General features: G+C 46.0%; 19 protein-coding genes. 7 read left to right on the forward strand and 12 right to left on the reverse strand.

The genetic code is table 11. From position 1 onward, the window contains the following. Positions 1-26 precede the first annotated feature (26 nt). The gene (locus tag LZZ85_RS15460; RefSeq protein ID WP_237873742.1) at positions 27-761 is read left to right on the forward strand and encodes a hypothetical protein; all 735 of its coding nucleotides are present in this window, start codon (positions 27-29) and stop codon (positions 759-761) included. Positions 762-940: 179 nt separating this feature from the next. Further along, positions 941-2,551 carry an OmpP1/FadL family transporter gene (locus LZZ85_RS15465; RefSeq protein WP_237873744.1) on the forward strand — a complete coding sequence of 537 codons (1,611 nt, stop codon included), beginning with the start codon at positions 941-943 and terminating at the stop codon, positions 2,549-2,551. Positions 2,552-2,668: 117 nt separating this feature from the next. On the opposite strand, the gene LZZ85_RS15470 is transcribed toward LZZ85_RS15465, so the two are convergent. The 6 genes from LZZ85_RS15470 to LZZ85_RS15495 form a co-directional block, all read right to left on the reverse strand. Then, positions 2,669-5,179 carry a TonB-dependent receptor gene (locus tag LZZ85_RS15470; RefSeq protein WP_237873747.1) on the reverse strand — a complete coding sequence of 837 codons (2,511 nt, stop codon included), beginning with the start codon at positions 5,177-5,179 and terminating at the stop codon, positions 2,669-2,671. Positions 5,180-5,359: 180 nt separating this feature from the next. Further along, positions 5,360-6,268 (reverse strand): tRNA (adenosine(37)-N6)-dimethylallyltransferase MiaA, encoded by a 909-nt coding sequence (gene miaA / locus LZZ85_RS15475; RefSeq protein WP_237873749.1) that lies wholly within the window; start codon positions 6,266-6,268, stop codon positions 5,360-5,362. Positions 6,269-6,271: 3 nt separating this feature from the next. Next, a complete protein-coding gene (locus LZZ85_RS15480) occupies positions 6,272-6,835 on the reverse strand; it encodes a plasmid pRiA4b ORF-3 family protein (RefSeq protein ID WP_237873751.1) in 564 nt (187 codons plus the stop codon). Between the two features lie 186 nt (positions 6,836-7,021). Continuing rightward, positions 7,022-8,455 carry a CCA tRNA nucleotidyltransferase gene (locus tag LZZ85_RS15485; RefSeq protein WP_237873754.1) on the reverse strand — a complete coding sequence of 478 codons (1,434 nt, stop codon included), beginning with the start codon at positions 8,453-8,455 and terminating at the stop codon, positions 7,022-7,024. Between the two features lie 193 nt (positions 8,456-8,648). Beyond that, positions 8,649-9,215, reverse strand: a complete 567-nt coding sequence (locus LZZ85_RS15490) for an L-threonylcarbamoyladenylate synthase (RefSeq protein WP_237873756.1) — start codon at positions 9,213-9,215, stop codon at positions 8,649-8,651. Beyond that, positions 9,215-10,366: a glycosyltransferase family 4 protein gene (locus tag LZZ85_RS15495; protein ID WP_237873758.1), complete on the reverse strand. Its 1,152-nt coding sequence runs from the start codon at positions 10,364-10,366 to the stop codon at positions 9,215-9,217. Before LZZ85_RS15495 ends, LZZ85_RS15490 begins: the two co-directional genes overlap by 1 nt. 196 nt (positions 10,367-10,562) lie before the next feature. On the opposite strand from LZZ85_RS15495, the gene LZZ85_RS15500 reads away from it, so the two are divergent. Then, positions 10,563-11,369, forward strand: coding sequence for a 2,3,4,5-tetrahydropyridine-2,6-dicarboxylate N-succinyltransferase (locus LZZ85_RS15500; protein WP_237873760.1), 807 nt, complete (start codon positions 10,563-10,565; stop codon positions 11,367-11,369). 105 nt (positions 11,370-11,474) lie between these two features. On the opposite strand, the gene trxA is transcribed toward LZZ85_RS15500, so the two are convergent. From trxA to LZZ85_RS15515, 3 genes are read right to left on the reverse strand one after another with little or no spacing between them, the layout of a single operon-like run. Further along, positions 11,475-11,771 carry a thioredoxin gene (trxA, locus tag LZZ85_RS15505; protein WP_237873763.1) on the reverse strand — a complete coding sequence of 99 codons (297 nt, stop codon included), beginning with the start codon at positions 11,769-11,771 and terminating at the stop codon, positions 11,475-11,477. Between the two features lie 10 nt (positions 11,772-11,781). After that, positions 11,782-12,141: a hypothetical protein gene (locus tag LZZ85_RS15510; protein WP_237873764.1), complete on the reverse strand. Its 360-nt coding sequence runs from the start codon at positions 12,139-12,141 to the stop codon at positions 11,782-11,784. A gap of 53 nt (positions 12,142-12,194) precedes the next feature. Then, positions 12,195-13,094 carry a DnaJ C-terminal domain-containing protein gene (locus LZZ85_RS15515; protein ID WP_237873770.1) on the reverse strand — a complete coding sequence of 300 codons (900 nt, stop codon included), beginning with the start codon at positions 13,092-13,094 and terminating at the stop codon, positions 12,195-12,197. A gap of 194 nt (positions 13,095-13,288) precedes the next feature. On the opposite strand from LZZ85_RS15515, the gene LZZ85_RS15520 reads away from it, so the two are divergent. The 3 genes from LZZ85_RS15520 (at position 13,289) to LZZ85_RS15530 (ending at position 17,572) form a co-directional block, all read left to right on the forward strand. Continuing rightward, positions 13,289-13,984, forward strand: coding sequence for a hypothetical protein (locus tag LZZ85_RS15520; RefSeq protein ID WP_237873771.1), 696 nt, complete (start codon positions 13,289-13,291; stop codon positions 13,982-13,984). 271 nt (positions 13,985-14,255) lie between these two features. Further along, on the forward strand, positions 14,256-17,126 hold the full coding sequence (gene galA, locus LZZ85_RS15525) for a beta-galactosidase GalA (RefSeq protein ID WP_237873772.1): 2,871 nt from the start codon (positions 14,256-14,258) through the stop codon (positions 17,124-17,126). Between the two features lie 185 nt (positions 17,127-17,311). Continuing rightward, positions 17,312-17,572, forward strand: coding sequence for a hypothetical protein (locus tag LZZ85_RS15530; protein WP_237873774.1), 261 nt, complete (start codon positions 17,312-17,314; stop codon positions 17,570-17,572). Positions 17,573-17,807: 235 nt separating this feature from the next. On the opposite strand, the gene LZZ85_RS15535 is transcribed toward LZZ85_RS15530, so the two are convergent. Both LZZ85_RS15535 and LZZ85_RS15540 read right to left on the reverse strand, forming a co-directional pair. Continuing rightward, complete coding sequence (locus LZZ85_RS15535; protein WP_237873776.1) at positions 17,808-18,209, reverse strand: hypothetical protein; 402 nt, start codon at positions 18,207-18,209, stop codon at positions 17,808-17,810. 108 nt (positions 18,210-18,317) lie between these two features. Continuing rightward, positions 18,318-18,656 carry a hypothetical protein gene (locus LZZ85_RS15540; RefSeq protein ID WP_237873777.1) on the reverse strand — a complete coding sequence of 113 codons (339 nt, stop codon included), beginning with the start codon at positions 18,654-18,656 and terminating at the stop codon, positions 18,318-18,320. Between the two features lie 220 nt (positions 18,657-18,876). Here LZZ85_RS15540 and LZZ85_RS15545 point away from each other — a divergent pair, with 220 nt between their 5' ends. Continuing rightward, positions 18,877-19,224, forward strand: a complete 348-nt coding sequence (locus LZZ85_RS15545) for a hypothetical protein (protein ID WP_237873779.1) — start codon at positions 18,877-18,879, stop codon at positions 19,222-19,224. Here LZZ85_RS15545 and LZZ85_RS15550 read toward each other — a convergent pair. Beyond that, positions 19,221-19,436, reverse strand: a complete 216-nt coding sequence (locus tag LZZ85_RS15550; RefSeq protein WP_237873780.1) for a YwbE family protein — start codon at positions 19,434-19,436, stop codon at positions 19,221-19,223. The genes LZZ85_RS15545 and LZZ85_RS15550 overlap by 4 nt on opposite strands. Positions 19,437-19,648 lie beyond the last annotated feature (212 nt).

The following is a 19,648-nucleotide window of genomic DNA, read 5'->3' on the forward strand; positions in this document are numbered from 1 at the left end:
GATTTTAACTAATAAACCCTTTTGCCATGAGACCTTATATTTTATTTCTGGCCCTGGCCGCATTCTCTCTTGGTAGTTGCACCACAGCCTATAAAACCGGGCAGACAGTAGACGATGTTTACTACTCTCCCACCCGTCCTCAGGATGAATATGTAGTTGCTCAGCAGCAGGATGACCGTTATTATGGTTCCACTCCTGACTACTATACAGACAGGTACCTGCGTATGCGTTCAACAAATCCATACCGCTGGTCGGCTCTGGATGATTACTATTTCAACAACCCTTTCGCTTATAATTACTACGGTTCTTATAACAACTGGTACAGTCCATGGAACAGCTATTGGGGATGGAACAGTTATTACAACCCTTATTATGTGAGCCCGATCTTCATAAAGAACCCGGGAGGTTTTGCCGGTGTTCCGAGTCGTGCTACTGTATTCAATCCACGAAGCTATCTGAACACAAGCCCGATGAATATTAATCCGTCCAAGGGTAATGTATTGAATGGCGCTCCGAGAGGTACCAATATGTCTTACTACAACCCGAGTAACAACAACGGTGGTGGAAGCATCCGTTACAACAATACCAATTCACGAAATTATTCGAACAATAACTCCAGTAACAGCGGACGCAGCAATTACTCGCAGCCAAGCAATTCGACACCAACCCGGAGTTATACCCCATCTTCGAGCAGCAGTTCATCTTCAAGTGGTCGCGGTAGCAGCAGCGGTAGTTCAGGCGCTTCCAGACCGCCAAGATAAGCAGCAATAACCCGGGCATTGAAACGGATCTGGCCGTTTGTGCAAACTTTTGGGAGGAGGAATGGAATCTGAGTTTAATTACTTACCCTTCCTCCTTTTTTGTACCCTGTTGCCAGTAGCAGGTTGGCAATAGTATTCTTTATCGATTGTATTTCAGACGAACCTAAAATATTTGAACAATGAATACGCGAACTATTCATACACTGATCCAAAAAACGCGAATCGGAAAGCTCTGCCTGGTTGCAGGAATGATCTTTTCCACCGATACGGCATTTGCGCAGATCCCCGAAGACGTATTGAAATATTCATGGCAGCCGGTGAATGGGACCGCAAGGATCAATGCTGTGGGCGGTGCAATGGGCTCTCTTGGTGGTGATATCACGGCCACCTTTGTAAACCCGGCAGGCCTTGCATTTTACAAAACCGGCGACCTGGTGATCAGCCCCGGCTTCAACTTCCAGAATAATAAGATCGATTTCCGCGGCACACCCAGTAGCAATTCAAAGGATAAAGCATTCAACCTCGGAGCATCGGGATATGTGGCGGGATGGCCCGGCCGTCGTGGAAAATGGACCAACCAGGCATTGAGCATTGCGGTAGCCAGAACAGCTAATTTCAATAGCAGTTATTCCTATTCCGGACTGAATGACTTCAGCTCAGGTGCTGAACAATATGCTGCCGAAGCAGCTTCGAGCGGTGTTAACCTGGACGATATGCCATTCAGCAACCGCGTATCCTTCGGTACAAGAATGGCCGCATGGAACTACCTGATCGACTCAGCTTCGCTTCCGGGTCATACCGGGCAGGACGTTATCAGCATGTCTATGTGGGATGCATTGAAGAATGGCGGTGATTATCTCGTCCGGCAATCACAGTGGACAGAAACAAGCGGAGGTATTACCGAGATCGCGCTTGGATATGCCGCAACAATGAATGATAAATTCTACCTGGGAGGTTCTCTCGGCGTGCCGATCGTTAATTATGAAAAGAAATCCCGCTTCCGCGAAGAAGATATGACAGGGAATACGAACAATAACTTCAATTTTTATGAACTGAATGAGACCTTTAAAACAAAAGGTGTTGGTGTTAACCTGAAACTGGGTATGATCGCAAAGCCTGCGGAATTCATCCGCCTTGGCCTGGCAGTTCATTCACCAACCTGGTATGCGATGGAGGATTCTTATTCCGGAACAATGTCTGTCAATCTTGATCAGTACCGCACTACTCCGGGTACAACAACCGTCACTTCCAATCAATTGCTGAATAATAACGAGCCTACTCCATTCTATAAATACCAGCTGACCTCTCCGTGGAGATTTATGGTGAGCGGCTCTTATGTTTTAAGAGAAGCGGAAGACGTTAAGATGCAGAAAGGTTTTATCACGGCCGATGTTGAATATGTGACATATAAGTCAAATAAGTTTGCTAATGCAGATGATTCCGGCGATAATTCATACTACGAAGGGGTGAACGAAGTGATGAAGCAGTATTATAAAAACGCTTTCAATTTCAGACTGGGCGGAGAGTTGAAATTCACTACCATCATGACCCGCCTCGGATTCTCTTATCTCGGCAATCCCTATGCTGATCCTGAACTCAAAGCAAACAAGATGTTTTTAAGCGGCGGCCTTGGATACAGAAATGCGGGTTTCTTTATTGACCTTACATATACGCACGCCCTCAGGAAAGATGTAGACTTCCCTTACAGATTGCCTGACAAGGCAAATACTTTTGCCACGATGAGAAACAATGGAAGTAACCTGATGCTGACAGTGGGTATCAAAATATAGTTCTTTGGATAAAACTAAAAAAGGAGTAAGAACGGCGTTCTTACTCCTTTTTTATTGCATGAATTGTTCCTGGTTGTTCAGCCCTTTTCCCCTTCAGTGAATGGAAGGTGAAGGCCGCTAGTCCATTGACTCATTGTTATCCCGTTTCTTGTTGGAAAGGGAGAAGTCTGATTTACCAAATTTGTAGCTGAATGAGATACGGAAGCTGCGAACACTCCAGCGGCGATAAGATTCCTGGTAGAATGTTTCTGTGTCATAGATCGTTCCCCAGCGTCTAGTATTAAAGACGTCATTGACTGAAAATGTGATCGTCGCTTTATTGTCTTTCAGAAAATCCTTACGCATTGCATAGTCGACGCTGTATTGCGGACGGCGCTTTCCCTGGGGAATTACTTCCGAGGATTCATATTCCCCTAGCAATTGGAACCCGAGGCCATTGAAGAAGGATGATTTTGTTGTTTCGATCTTATAGTTCGTACTGAGCTTTGCTTCCCAATTAAATCCTTCATTGCTCAGATCAAGGTTATTGATCCGTGCTTTCACTGTGCGGTATTGCATATTCACTGTTGGTGTAATATCGAAATTCTTCCCGATCTTATGTTGCACGGTAAACTCAGCGCCATACCGGTTGGTTGTACCGGCATTGATATAGGTGTTAAGTATTGCATTCGGATTAACACCGGCATTTTCCAGCTCCTGGTATTGCTGCGTGGTAATGGTATCACTGAATTCGGTGATATCATCAGGGTTATTCCTGAAATAAAGCACACCCAACCAATTACCCGATTTATAATTATGGCTGTAGTTCAGCTCAAATGAATTGACAAACTCGGGTCTTAACGCCGGATTTCCCTGGCGGAGATTTGCCGGATCATTGATATCGATGAATGGATTCAGCTGCCAGAAATTCGGGCGGCGGATCCTTCTCGAATAATTGAACTGCAGCTGATCTTTTTCACTTAGTTCATGCGTAACAAACAAACTTGGGAATAATGCATTCCAGATATTCTTCAGTTTCGAGGGGTATTCATATCCGAATTTAAAAGCGCTGTCTACCAGCAACCCATTAAATTTTGAATACTCCGCGCGTAAACCTGCCTGGTAAGAGAACTTTCCTATTTTGTTGGAATACGTACCATACAAAGCGTTTACCATTTCCTTGTACTCGTAGTTATTGCTCAGTGGAAGCTTTTGTTGCTGCCCGTTGCTGTTGGCAAACGCATCAAAACGGCTGTTGAAGAGGTTATGATAACTGCGCAGGCCTATTTCGATCTTTCCGTTCTCCCCGATGGGATCAGCATAATCAGCCTGGAATATTACCTGGTCAGAATTGCTGCTACCCCGATTATTCACAAGCGATGACGGGCGATAAACCTGCCCATCCGGGTAGCTGAACGCATTCAGGATGTCAGAGCGGTCGGTACTGCTGCCGTAGTTATAGTTCACATCAACCGTTAGCTCCTTTCCTGCTTCAGGAAAATTATGTTTAAAATTGAGGTTGGTGCCATTCCGCTTAAAAGTTGCTTTACCGTCTGCGGTTCTGCTTCCGTAATAGACCGGATTGAGGCTGGCATCGAGGTAGTCCTGATCCTGTACTTCATCATAACCAAATCGCCCGGTTCCCAGCTGCTGGGTGATGCTGATGGTATTGCGGTTGTCCAGGAAATAGTCAGCGCCCAGTCTCAATGAACCGAAACGACGGATCCTGTCGTTCACAGATTCCTGGTTGAAATAATCACTGATCACTCCGTTCACTTTATTCTGCCGCTGCGCTTCACCCCTTGCCTTTCCACCGGATTGATTATACCCACCGCTTAAAAAGAAATTGAACTTACCCTGGCGGACGTTCAGGTTCAGATTTCCGTTGGCAATTTTTGGAAGACCGATACCAATGGTCGCAAGACCATTCAGCCCGATTCGTTTATTTTTTTTCAGAACGATATTAATAATGCCGCCGGAGCTTGCCGCATCAAATTTGGCCGAAGGATTGGTGATCAGTTCGACGCGCTCGATATTATCTGCCGGGATCTGATCGAGTGATAAGATCGTAGGGCGTCCATCCACGAAGATCTGCGGTGATGAATTACGTAAAGTCACATTACCATCCACATCAACAGACACCGAAGGAATATTTTTCATCAGGTCGATCGCCGTACCACCCGTTGCAACCATGCTTTTTGACGCATTGAAGATCTTTCTGTCGATCCCCATTTCCAGTGCCGGCTTCACGGAAGTCACCACAACATTGCCAAGTTGCTTCACTTCTGCCTCAAGCGTGATATTACCGAGATCATTTCTGAATTTCTTTTGCTCAGCACCTTTTCCATAATCAGGCGTTACTTCCTGGTCTATCTGTGAAAACCCGATCGCGGAAATAGTCAGACGGAAGGTTTTTAAGGCCGGCAGGTTATCAAAACTGAAATCCCCGTTTGAACGGGTAAGCATTCCTGTTATGAGACTGTCTTTATTTCCTGCATCGTTGGCAAACAATTGTACTGAAGCTGCTTCAATGGGCTTGCCGGTATTTTTATCGATCAGTTTACCATAAATACGATTAGAGTTGACTTTTAAAACGGCAACATCAGACGGCTGTTCCCGCTCTTCCTGAGCATGCGATACGGAAAACATTATAACAAATAAACATGCTAGACAATACTTCATGACAACGGATTGATGTGATTGAGTTGGTGAAATGAGACATTCTTTCAAAAGGTGACGTTCACGGGTGCAGATGAATTTACACGGGAAATGGTTCGATGGGGAGCATCTGTTCTAATCATATTCTAACTTAGTGAGCATGTAAACAACTTACCGGCGCATTTGTTCGCGAACATGTCCAATGATAGAGTCAAAATTTTGCGGGCTGAACCATGTGAATGCGGGGTCTTTTTTGAACCAGGTCATCTGGCGTTTGGAATAACGGCGTGTGTTCTGTTTGATCAGTTCGATCGCCCTTTCAAGGGTGATTGTGTTGTCGAAGCTGGCAAACAGTTCGGCATAACCTACGGTTTGCAGGGCGTTAAGGCTGCGGAATGGCAGGAGGCTTTCCACCTCTTCAATCAGTCCGGCCGCGATCATATCATCCACCCGGGCATTGATCCGCTGGTAAAGAAATTCCCTGGGAAGTTCCAGTCCGATCTTTATAATATTGAAATCACGAATGGCGGACCGGCCTGTTCTGAAATCGATCACTGACCGTCCTGTCGTTTCTACCACCTCCAGTGCGCGCATCATACGCTGGGGATTTTTCATTTCTCCTTTTTCAAAATACGCGGGGTCTTTTTCGCGCAGCTGTTCCTGCAGCCATTCCATTCCTTTTGCTTCGTATTGCGCGGTGATCCGGGCACGCACTTCAACCGGTACTGCCGGAACTTCGTCGAGTCCTTCACAAAAGGCTTTTATATACAGGCCGGTTCCACCTGCAAGAACAGCGATATCCTTTGTAAGAAAGATATCGCTGGCTTTTTGCAAAGAGTATTGTTCAAAGCTTGCGGCAGTGATCTCTTCTGTAATACTATGAGATGCGATGAAATCGTGATGGACCTGTCGCAGTTCCTCTTCTGAGGGACGCGCCACACCTATGGATAATTCGCGGAAGCACTGACGGCTGTCAGCCGAAATAATGGAGGTATCAAAGGCGAGTGCGAGGTCGATTGCAACCGCGGTTTTACCTACCGCGGTAGGTCCAGCAACAACAATGACGGTCTTTTTGTACACGGATTATGCTTCTTCTTCGTCACCACCCTGCGATTCTTCACCAAGTCCAAGATCTTCACCATCTTCATCTTTCTCACCGAAGCCATCGCCCACCGAGCTGAGATCGTACTTCTCTTCCACATCGGCAAACTTTTCACCAAGCAACCCTTTGGTTCCGTACTGGCTGGGAGCAATACCTTCCACCCGTACGGTAGAGGGATAACTGATCTTGGGATTTTCTTCTTTGGAGACATTGATCAGCTCAACAAGGAAAGTCCAGTTCTTATTAAAATCGTAGAGATAGATAAATTTTTGATTAGGATCCCTGATCTCTGAACCTATGGAGGTTTCAGCCATCAGCAATGGTGGAGCTTTATATTCTTTATCATACTTCTCCAGGCTGATCTCCCGGCCGCGTTGCCAGTGGTCATTACTTCTGAAAAAAGTAGCTTTATGTTTGCTGTCAAACTCGTAAGCCTTCAAAATAGTATCGTTCAACTCCCGGAAGGTTTGCGTATGACGGATCGCAACGTCTCTGTATACGCTTTCGTCCTCTTCAAAATAAATCCTGAATTTAAGAATTGCCATAGCACAAATTTATGGGTTATGATCCAGAGCTGAACCCCGGGGGATTTCAAAATTAAAAAGTTTGGAGATAAGTTCCGCATTATCGATGACCGATGTTGTATGGCTGGGAAAGAAAGCGGAATCGGGCAACAATGATCGGATACTGACCATTTCTGCAGACCGGCGGTCTACTATCGTGCATCGCCTCTATGCCACTCCGATCTCTCTTGCCTTCGCCGTCACAAACTCCAGCGCTGCTTCATAGGTATTGGGGATCAGTCCATCGAGGATCGCGTCTTTGAGGGCATCTTTCAGTATTCCTACGGGTTTGGAGGGAGATAGCCCGAATAATTCCATGATCATGTCACCACTCAGCGGAGGTTGCCAGCTTCTCACATGGTCTTTCTCTTCCACTTCCCGGCAGCGCTGCCGGACAAGTTGGAAATTCTCCAGGTAACGTTTTACTTTCTGCTTATTTTTTGACGTAATATCTGCCTCACAGAGCATCATTAGTCCATCAAAATCCTCACCTGAATCAAAAAGAAGCCTCCTGATCGCGGAATCAGTGATATTTTCCTTTGTCAGACTGATCGGCCTGAGATGTAATTCCACCAATTTCCGGACCAAACGCATTTTCTCGTGTTGCGGCAATTTCAGCTTCGCAAAGATCTTGGGCACCATCCTCCCTCCCACGGCTTCATGCCCATGGAATGTCCACCCATGCCCTTCTTCAAACTTTTTAGTAGCAGGTTTGGCGATATCATGCAATATGGCTGCCCATCTCAGCCATAGATCATTTGTTTTAACGGAGATGTTATCCAGCACCTGAAGTGTATGATAAAAATTGTCTTTATGTCCGTGACCGTCTTTATATTCCGCTCCTGCCAGATCAACCATCGGCGGAAAGATGATCTGAAGTAATCCTGTTTTGTACAACAGATCGAACCCAATGGAAGGCTTTGGAGAAAGTATGATCTTATTCAGTTCGTCCGTGATGCGTTCCTGCGTAATGATCCCTATCCGTTTTGCATTCCGGGCAATAGAGTCAAGTGTATTTTCTTCGATGACAAATTGAAGCTGCGTCGCAAAACGGATCGCGCGCATCATCCGCAGCGGGTCATCACTGAATGTCTGATCAGGTGCCAGCGGCGTTTTGATCATTTTCTCATCCAGATGGCGGACACCGCCGAACGGATCGATCAATTTGCCAAAATCGTTCTTATTCAAACTTATCGCCAACGCGTTGATGGTAAAGTCACGGCGGTTCTGATCGTCTTCCAGCGATCCGGGCTCTACTTTCGGATTTCGGGACTCAAACCGGTAGCTTTCTTTACGGGCTCCCACAAATTCCACATCGAAGAAATTCTCTTCGCCATGCTCACCCATATTTACTTTAATATGCGCAGTGCCGTAAGTTTTGAAGAAATTAACGGAAGGTACAGGGCTGAAAAGTTTCGCTACTTCGTTTGCCAACGCAATGCCGTCACCAACACAAACGATATCTGCATCCTTTGTGGGACGTTCCAGTATCTTGTCACGCACATAACCTCCTACAAGGTACGCAGGCACCTTCAGCGTTTCAGCTGCCGCTGAAATTCTCTTCAACAATGAGATCTCTTTATCTGAAAAATTAATTTCCATGAAGTGCAAAGATATTGTCTGAATTTTCTTTTTTGCCCGGATGCCAAAAAAAGAAAAGATCGTCCTGGAGGATGCCTGCAGGGGTTTCAGTAATGATAAGCGTCTCCGGATCGCAACCGATCTCCCTCCGGTACAACGATCCATCAAAAAAATGACGGGCGTGGGAGTTGTTGCCAACAGAGGTCCACCGCTCTCAGGGTCGTATTACCTGCACACGCCCATTCTCCCATTTGATAATAGCCGATGGAACCGCTATGGTCTCATCCTCCTGCCGATACTGTACCACATAATCAACACCACTTTTGATCTCATCCGACACCTGTTTAAAAAATGGCGCAGACGGTTGCCCGGAAATATTGGCTGACGTGGATACAATAGGTTTACGGAAACGTTTAAGCAAATGTCTGCAGAATGGTTCCTGGCAGAGGCGGATCGCAATGCTGCCATCTGCGCCGATCAGGTTGTCTGCCAGACCGATTGCTCCATCATAGATCACTGTCGTGGGTTTGGTGGTTTGTTGCAGGTAGTCGAAGACAGAAAGATCCGCACCGGCCACATACTGTAAAACGTCACGTTCATCAGCAAGCAGCACGATCAGTGCCTTTTCATCTGCCCGCTGCTTCAGGGCGTATACTTTCTGCACTGCTTCCTGATTCGTGGCATCACAACCGATCCCCCAGATCGTATCTGTGGGGTAAAGGATCAGGCCCCCTTCCGAAAGCGTTTTTAAACACTGGTCTATATCCTGTTGAAAATCCATTATACGCTTTTGTAAATGTTCATCACGTTATGCACATAAATATCTGGTGCAAAACTCTGTGCATGTGCCCAGCCTTTTTCCTGCATGGATGCAACGAGAGCAGGATCATTATGTATGCGCCTCATGCCTTCGGCAATTTCTTCGGCACTGGCGGGGTTAACATACCAGGCTGCATCACCGCCCACTTCCGGCATGCAGGACACATTGGAGGTGATCACGGGCAAACGACTCCACAAAGCCTCCATGATAGGTGCGCCAAACCCTTCAAAGAAGGAAGGATAAAGCATTGCGGTGGCCTGTTGATATATTGCGGGAAGATCTTCCGTTTGCAGAAATGTCCGGTCTGTTTTTGCTTCTTCCATCTCCGACAAAAAAATGATCTTCTTCTCCAGGTTGTTTTGAAGAATAAAGTCTTTCACTTTTTTATAATACCCGCCACTTCCTTTGCCGATCACCACAAGCGGAACCTGCAGGTCATTGCGCAGCAGGAACATCGCTTTGCAAACGTTCAGCATATTCTTGCGTTCGTTTATCGTTCCAACCGAGAGAAAAAATTTCTCCGGCAGATGATATTTCCAGGCAATGCTCTTCTTTTCTGCCGGAGGAACAGTTTGAGCAAAGAGCGGGGAGCAACTTTGATAACAAACATCGATCTTCGATCCGGCCACACCATAATAGTCGATGATATCCTGTTTTGTCTGCTCACTGATCGCAATGATCCTGTCAGCATGCTGGCAGGCATGTTTATATTTCGCTGTGTAGATCTTTACATCGATGGGATTATACTGGTTGGGATATCTTTCATGGATGAGGTCATGTATCGTCACGATGGATTTTGCGCCTGTATGATCGATGCCTACTGGGATCTCATGACTCAAACCGTGATACAGGTCAATACCCAGTTTCTTTACATCCTTTACCACCCATTTGCTTCGCCATGCAGAGCGGAAAAGCGTGGCTGGAAATCCCGAAGGGAGTATCTCCTTTACATTTGATTGCGGAAAATCATACTTCGATGAGGGCTTCGTATTAAAAAGATAATATTCGTTATCCGGGTAATACTCAGACAACAGATTGATCAGCGTCCGGCTGTAGTAACCAAGACCTGTTGAATTGTGGAACGCACGCTTTGCATCAAAACCTATCTTCATAAAGACGCAAATGTACACTAATGGCCGCGAATGTGCACGAATGCCCTCCCACAGGAAGGCAGCGTTTGAGTAACCCGGTATTTAGATTTGACCTGGCACGGAAATGTTTTTATGCAGAAGAAATAGCTGACCCGGCCATTCGTGCTCATTAGCGCTGCATTCGCGTTTTATGTACATTCGCGTAAATTTTCTTATTATGAAAGAACTCATACAGGACGCCTGGAATAACCGGGAGTTGCTCAGGGAAAATAAGTACAGTGAAGCCATCCACTCTTTTATCGAGGATCTGGACAAGGGCCGCTATCGCGTGGCTACCCCTACGGAAAATGGCTGGGAGATCAACGAGTGGGTTAAACAGGGGATCCTGATGTATTTCGGTGTTCAGCCGATGCAGACCTGGGATATCGGCCCCTTTGAGTTCTATGATAAAATGCTGCTGAAAAAAGGATACAAGGAACTGGGAGTACGAGCAGTACCCCATGCTTTGGCAAGATATGGAGCTTATGTGGCGCCGGGTGTGGTATTGATGCCTTCTTATGTAAATATCGGAGCGTATGTTGACCAGGGAACCATGGTTGATACATGGGCAACTGTGGGTAGTTGTGCACAGATCGGCAAGAATGTGCACCTGAGCGGCGGTGTGGGGATTGGCGGTGTACTGGAACCTCTGCAGGCTTCTCCTGTGATCATCGAAGATGGTTGCTTCCTTGGAAGCCGCAGCATCGTAGTTGAAGGAGTGATCGTTGAAAAAGAAGCAGTATTGGGTGCAAACGTAGTGCTCACTCAATCTACCAAGATCATCGACGTAAGCGGTGATACACCAAAAGAATATAAAGGCCGTGTTCCGGCAAGAAGCGTGGTTATCCCCGGTAGCTATGCAAAAAAATTCCCGGCAGGAGAATATCACGTGAATTGCGCGCTCATTATTGGACAGCGTAAGCCAAGCACTGACCTGAAGACAAGTTTAAATGACGCACTGCGTGATTTCAACGTAAGCGTATAGGGAGTTGGAAATTAAAAAGTCAAAAGTAAAAACGTTCTAAAAACGAAAGCTCATTGCCGGATCGAAGCCTCTGTTTTTACTTTTTACTTTTGACTTTTTAATTAATCAACTGTATTGCTCCAGCATATTCATCAGCGTGTGCTTATCCAGCATACCCGAATGCCTCCACTTGACAGCTCCATTCTGAAAGATCATAAATGTAGGGACCGCCTGCACCTGGTAAGCCTGGGCTGCCGCCTGACTTTTATCTATATCAACTTTGATCACTCTTGCCTTGCCTTGTAAGTTACGCGCTACCTCTGTTACGATCGGGCTCATGGCTTTGCACGGTCCACACCATTCCGCGTAAAAATCTACAAGTACCGGTTTGTCAGACTGAATAATATCTTTAAATGTTTCCATAATATCTTTTTTAATAACCTGAAGAAAGCATGCCCACCTGCATTGCGGCGAGTTCCGGATTTTTCGCACCCATCTGCATAATGATCGTGCGCATTCCCAATACCGAGACCAGCCAATCCGCCTGCAATTGTCCCTTCCTGCTTACATATATCTGTTTGAAATGATTACTACACTTCATCCGGGCGGAGCAAACAACTGCCATAGCTTTTGAAAGGGCCTCTTCGAGCACCGGTTGATCTTCCAGTCCATGATCGAGCAATCTGCTGGCATAGTATGAAAGCCTCTTTTCCAGGAAGCGGTCCTCCAGCTGACGAAAAAAACGTTCGCCGTCATTTGATCCGGCACTGTAGGTAACAACTGCTAATCCCATAATAACTGGTTTTAGTATTGTTAGAACATCATATTTCAGGCCATACTGCCCTGTCAGCCCCGCATGGATTCCTGCAGCTGGCGGAATTGTTCTTGCTGGGCGGAGGTGAGGTTTTCGGGGATTGCGACCTGGATATTCAGTAAAAGATCGCCAAACACATTTGTCTGGCCATACACCGGCATCCCTTTACCCTTGATACGCAATACTTTACCATTTTGCACGCCGGCTGGGATCTTAAGCTTCAACGTCCCGCCGAGGGAGCTGACCTGTACTTCGCCACCCAGTACAGCCGTAAAAAGGTCCACCGGAAGAGTTTGCCGGATATCATTTCCTGCGCGGGTATAGAGAGAATGCGGGATGATCTGCAATACGAGATAAAGATCTCCTGCTTTTCCATTTTTCGCACCAGGCGTTCCCTTGCCGGCCAACTTGATCTCCAAGCCATCATATGCACCGGGCTTCAACTGTATACGGATCTTTTCACCGTTCACTTCGAAAACCTTGGCGTTACCCTGAAAAGCATCTTCGAGTGAGATGGCAATAGTGCCACGTATATCGCGCGCTCTTGAACGACCACCCTTGTTCTGTCCGCCGAAAAAGCTGCCAAAAAGGTCTGAATAATCACCATCTCCTCCAAAGAAGTCAGACGAATCGCCATCAAAACCATAATGCTGACCACCGCCCTGTGCGCCACGCCGGTAATAATTGCCGCCCTGCTGCTCTTCTCCTACCCGGTTCCAGTTTTCCCCGAACCTGTCATATTTCTTCCGCTTATCCGGGTCACTCAATACTTCATACGCATCATTGATCTCCTTGAACTTTTCCTCCGCTTCTTTATTTCCGGCATTCTTGTCAGGATGATATTTGATCGCCAGCTTTCTGTACGCTTTCTTGATCTCCTCCGCAGTAGAAGTTTTCGCTACACCCAATATTGCATAAAAGTCTCTGGCCATGCTGGTTAGTTTTCAAGAGTTGTACCAAAGAAGGATTCCTGCAAAAATGGCGGACTGGATCGCAGACGGTCCAGCATTGGGTCATACCAATGCCGCCCGCACATCCACCTTTATTACATTCCGGCTGGCGCCCCGTCTGCCACGTCATTTGTGGCCTGCGGCCTGTTCCGCCTTCTATTTCCTATTTTCACACCATGAGCATAGAACAGATCTTCACCGGAGAAGGCGGAAAATTCTGCATCCCCTTCAGCGGCTTCCAGGAAAAACTATCGCGTATCAAGGCTTTTATCTTCGATTGGGATGGCGTATTCAATGACGGTACAAAAGACCACCAGGGCAGCAGTTCCTTTAACGAAGTAGATTCGATGGGAACAAACCTGCTGCGGTTCAGTCACTGGCTCCTGAATGGACAACTTCCGGTGATGGCCATCATGTCCGGAGAAAGAAATCAATTGTCATTCAATTATACCAACAGGGAACATTTTCATAATGGCTATTTCAAGATGCTGCACAAGGCGCTGGCACTGGAACATTTCACGAAAGCACATGCCTTGAAACCCGAAGAAGTGGCCTTTATATTTGATGATGCGCTTGATCTTGGCCTGGCCGCAAACGCCGGGTTACGAATCATGGTTGGCAGATCCGGTAATCCCCTGTTCAGGAAATATGTTGCGGACAGGAACCTGGCGGATTACATCACCAGCGGTTCGCCTTATGCGGTAAGAGAAGCCTGCGAGCTGATCATGGGAACATGGGGGAATTATGATAAGGCAGTTGAACTTCGCGCCGGCTTCACAGACACCTATCAGCAATATCTCAAACTAAGGCAATCGATCACTCCCGCATATTTTACACTGGAAGGACTGAATGTTGTGGGTAAAGAAATATGATCAGGCTAAACGGTCATTCATATTTCAATGGCGGATGAACGATGGCTGATGGCCGCGCTCTGCAGTTGATAGTTCCCGAAAAAAAACGGGCATCTCCCAAAGGGAGATTTCGATGAACATAAGAGATATCCTGTTGTCGGACCGACTACGATGCCAGGCATTAACAGTCAAAAAAGTATTGCCATTGGCAAACAAACTGTTAGGCTCAGCTTGAAGGCTTGCCTATTTTAGTGGTAATTGTCCGTACTGTAAAAACGGCCTGCTTCCAACTATGTCACACCGCTCAAACCTGATCCTGCATGTATTGTTGTTTTGCAGCGTACTAAGCGCTGCGCAATCTTCTTCCAGACAAAAATGGCTGATGGATTTCGATTGGAAATTCTCTTTCGGACATCCTTACGATCATACAAAAGACTTCAACACCACCACGAGCTACTTCTCCTACCTCGCGAAGGCCGGATACGGAGATGGCGCTGCCAAAGCAAACTTTGACGACCGCGCATGGAGAAGGATCAACCTGCCACACGACTGGGCTGTTGAACAGGATTTTGATGCAAACGCAAGTTTTAGTCATGGTTTCAAAGCCATCGGCCGGAACTTCCCTGGACAGACCATCGGCTGGTATCGTAAATCATTCTTTATTCCGCATGCAGACACAGCAAAACGGATCAAACTCGTTTTTGACGGTGTATTCAGACACTCCAAAGTTTGGGTGAACGGACATTACCTCGGAACAGCAGAAAGCGGCTATACCGGATTCTCCTACGATATCAGCGAAGTGCTGAACTACGGTGACAGCAATATCGTAGCTGTACGCACAGATGCAGGCATCGAAGAAGGCTGGTATTATGAAGGGGCCGGCATTTACCGTCATGTATGGCTGACGAAAACATCTCCCATCCATGCGGCTGATCAAGGCACATTTGTCCGGACAAAGATCTCGGATAAACAGGCGCAAGTATTTACAGAAAGCAGCCTCATCAACGAATCCCTGACCACTCAGCCCGTAGAGGCGTTTCAATTTATCCGTCATAAAAAAAACGGGGACACCGTTGCGGTCTCAACACTTCAGCAGGTACTGATCAGACCATTCCAGGAAAAAAAGATCTATTATCAGTTTACAGTTAAACAGCCAAGATTCTGGAGCGTTGACTCTCCGCATCTTTATCAACTTGTCACCATTGTTACGCAGAATGGAAAAAGACTGGATGAACATGAAACAAATTTTGGAATCCGCGAGATCCGCTTTGACGCAAAGCAGGGATTCTTTCTGAACGGGAAACCGCTAAAATTAAAAGGAACCAATAACCACCAGGATCATGCAGGCGTTGGTACAGCTATCCCCGATGAACTGCAATACTGGCGGATCAGGCAGTTAAAAGAAATGGGCTCTAATGCTTACCGATGTTCGCATCATCCACCCACACCTGAACTCCTGAACGCATGCGATGAACTCGGCATGCTTGTGATCGATGAGAACAGGTTGATGCAAACAACAACTCAGGGTCAGGAAGAGATCCGGAAAATGATCCTCCGCGACCGCAATCATCCCTCTGTGATCAGCTGGTCTATCGGCAATGAAGAATGGGCTATCGAAAACAACAAAACAGGTGAACGGATCGCACTTAACCTTCAGGCTTTTGTAAAAAGCCTTGATTCGACCCGGCCGGTTACTGCCGGCATCAGCGGAGGGTTCAGAAGCGGCATTTCATCCGTACTGGAGGTAATGGGATATAACTACATGGGCAATGGAGATATAGACGCACATGCTAAAGCTTTTCCTGAACAACCCGGCATGGGAACAGAAGAAGGCTCCACCTTTGCGACACGCGGCGTGTATCTGGAAGACAAGATCAATCATCATCAACCGGCATATGATCGTAAACCCAGACCAGGTTTTTATAGTATTGAAGAAGGCTGGAATTTTTATGCAGACCGTCCCAACCTGGCTGGCATGTTCATCTGGACAGGATTCGATTACCGGGGCGAACCGACTCCTTATGGCTTTCCATCTGTCACATCCTATTTCGGTATGATGGATCTTTGCGGCTTTCCAAAGGACAATGTGTACTACCTGCGTTCATGGTGGGCGAAGCAACCTGTATTGCATATCCTGCCACACTGGAACTGGCAGGGACGGGAAGGTGAAGAGATCGAAGTAGTGGTGTACAGTAATGCGGATGAAGTTGAACTGACATTAAACAAGAAAAGTCTGGGCCGGAAAAAAATGCCATTGAACGGTCACCTTTCGTGGATGGTCAGATATATTCCAGGCACGCTGGAAGCAATATCGTACGTCAATGGCAAAAAAATACTGACGGCAAAAACAGCTACTACCGGTAAGCCGCATCAAATACAATTGTCATCGCATAAGAACACGGTCACCGCCAATGGTGAAGACCTGTTGATCATCACAGCATCAGCTGTTGATGAAAAAGGAAGAGCAGTTCCAATTGCAGACAATGAACTTTCCTTTGAATTGACCGGCCCGGCAAAGATCATTGGTGTAGGAAATGGCAATCCCACTTCCCTTGAAAAAGAACAATTTATTGATAAGATAGAAACGGCCGCGATTGATCTAGTTTTTGAAAGATCTTTAATAGATACAAATGCAGTTGCGTCATTACTGTCCTCTTCCACCGCCGAAGGTTGGGTTCCAGCATTTAAACAACGGGATTACAACAACCTTGCCCCGCTTTATATCCATCGGGGCAGCTTTACAATATCATCAGAAAAAGAAAAGATCCAGCGGTCCCTGTATTACAAGTGCATCGGGAAAAATCAATCGATCTATGTAAACGGGAAATTGATCGCGCGGGATCTTCCACATACATCGAACGGTTATATTTTCAACCTGGACTCAACCATGATCCATACGGGTAATAACAGGATAGATATTGTGGCAACACCCATTCCAAAGAAAAATCCTTGGGATGAAGTCAATACAGAGGCAGGATTGATCCGTTCACTCACTCCTGCGTCAGCATGGAAAAGAAAACTGTTCAATGGATTAAGCCAGGTCATTATCCGGACGGATAGATCAGCAGGGCAAATTCAATTAAGGGCCGTAGCCGAAGGGCTGCAACCGGGAACATTAACCGTCTTTTCAGCAGAAGACCAGGTAAAACGATACCTGCAATAGATATGGAGAAGTTGATTTCAGGCTAAAAACGCAGACACTTAACCGAAATCAAGTCAAAAGATGGATAAATAAGATAAAACCTGTGAGCAACTAACTATTATTCACTCAAACAACAACTTAGTTTGGCACGAATCTCTCTGTAAGCAATAACAACCTTACCTTTGCAACCCGAAAAACAGAGATTCATGGCATTTATTCCTAATATACATTTTTCCCTTTTGGTTAAGATCGAAGGTCGTTTGAGAGAGTTTAATTTCCGCAAACGTGCTGAAGACAGTTATGACGCAGACACATCCGACGACAGAGGGAATCGTTGGCAATTCAAATGGAAGAAAGAGGGCGAGAACTGGGATATTATCAGCCTCAGTCCTACTTTACCAACCTGGATCGCCAATAACCGCCCTATGATCGAGCAATCTTTCAATCAGCATCTGCAAAGCAATTAAATGTGACTGCGTAGGGAATCTGCGCAACACATTTTTGTGAAGATCAATATAGGGTTTACAGAGCAGCGATAATACCCAGGCGCCGCCCATTCAGGTCATCAGCTTTAACAGAATGTAAACAATAAGCCTGGATGTTCAATCGCAGCTAAATGCGGGAAGTATCAGGCATAACATTTTCAAGCATTCAATAATTCGGTCTGTGGTAGAAATGAAAATAGATCTTCAGATGATCCCTTCATTTCATTACCGCAGCCTTGACCTTCAGTTCAACAGTATCTGAAAACGTACCAATGCCTTTCGCACGGAATGCAACTTTATATACACCGTTCTCTTCGAAGAACCGGCATGTATAATCATGATGATCATTCCTGTTTGTTTTTATGAACCTTGTTCCACCCACTAGTGAGTCACGATAGATAAATTGCCAGTCATTCTCTCCATATCCATCCGGTACTGGCTGATAAAGACTTCCATTGAAAATAGTTGTCAAAGGCACATGATAAATTATTTCCAGCTTTACCTGCACCTGTTCTATTTTAAGCGGAGGATCTACCGTTAACAGGAAACTATTCTTTGTTTTGCAGCCGGCAGATACGAACAGTAAGCCCGTATAAAGCGAAACAAAAATCCGTTTCATAGTGCAATAAGTGATGTCTGGCATTTGCTGCATAATTACACAAGGAAGCTACGAAAAATTGCTGCAATGTCGTCTTCTGTGAACGGAACATAAGGACAGTTGATTTATCTATCCTACCCAACTCATCTCCTTCCGGTAATATCCCATTTCTCCCAGCTTGGTTCTTATCACATCGGGGATGGCGGTTGTATAGGTGTAATGATTCAGCAGAATGCCTTTAACATGCCCGGATACAGCCGTAACGCCAAATACGACAAGGTCATCGCGTTTATCAGTAGGTGCAGGAAATGCAAAGCGATGACATTCTTCGATAGTGAAATCCATGGGGGATATGAAAAGCTTTTCCTGTGTCCAGAACAGGTACTGTTCAAACAAGACAAAATCCTGTGTGAAGCCGCGATCATGCAATTCCTTAATCGCTGAAAGAAAATTTTTGTAGTTAGGCATTGATGTTTTTTTCGATTAAATAAGTGATGATCTGACTGCTTGGCTGCTGTAACAAAATTGCATAGAATCTCACCGTCAGCCAATGGCCATCTCATTGCTTTTCTTGTCGAAAACACGCTTTCAACCTGCTCTATGATTAAGAAAAACATAAGTGAGACCGCGACCGGGCATGTTGATAAAACGGGAATCGTTATGTGAAAATTTAGAATATCTTTAGTCCATGAACAATCCTCCCCTGCAAGGCTCCTCTACTATCCAGGCGTTGACCGAAGCCAACGAGACGTTATTGAAAAGTAAGAGCCGGTTACAACAAGACCTTCTTGGATTGAAGAAACAACTACTTACGCAGGAGCATCAATGCCAGTTATGGCAAACAGAAGCAGGGAAACTTGATGAGTTCCGCTTGAAACTTGTCTCGAAAGAGCAGGATATCGCCGAACAACTGGCGTATCAGCAAAAACTGCTGGAAGAGATCCGCGATCTGCGTGAAGCATTAATGGCTTTATCTACTGAAAATCTGAGACTGAAAAAAAGAAAGTGGTACCAGGTACTTCTTGGGAAAAGTTAGTCATCCCCATCCGGATCTTCTACATCAGTTTCAGCAACACGGCCAACCTGGCCATCTTCCAACCTTACTTTTATTCCGCGTGAATGAAATGCCGCAGAAGTGAGAAGGTCCTGCACAACCCCATACGTCAGCTTTCCGGAACGCTGATCTTTTTTCAGAATGATGGCGACCTGCTGCCCCGGGTAAATATCTTTCCTGTACTGTCCGTCCATAAGATTCTTTTCGCTGGGCGAAAATATTAAATTGTTGCAGGTGATGTGTCAGGTGATGTGAATTTAGTAGTGGTGATGGGTGTAATCTGCATTCGGCGTGATATCGAAATCAATCTATGCCCCGAGTTTTATCTGTGAGTTGAATTTGCTTATTGTGTGCGAAAGGTGAATTGTCGCGTGGGGGCTTTTTGCCAGGCGGGCAAAGGGCTCTT

Origin of the sequence: Terrimonas ginsenosidimutans, from assembly GCF_022012415.1 — a bacterium.
GTDB lineage: Bacteria > Bacteroidota > Bacteroidia > Chitinophagales > Chitinophagaceae > Terrimonas_A > Terrimonas_A ginsenosidimutans.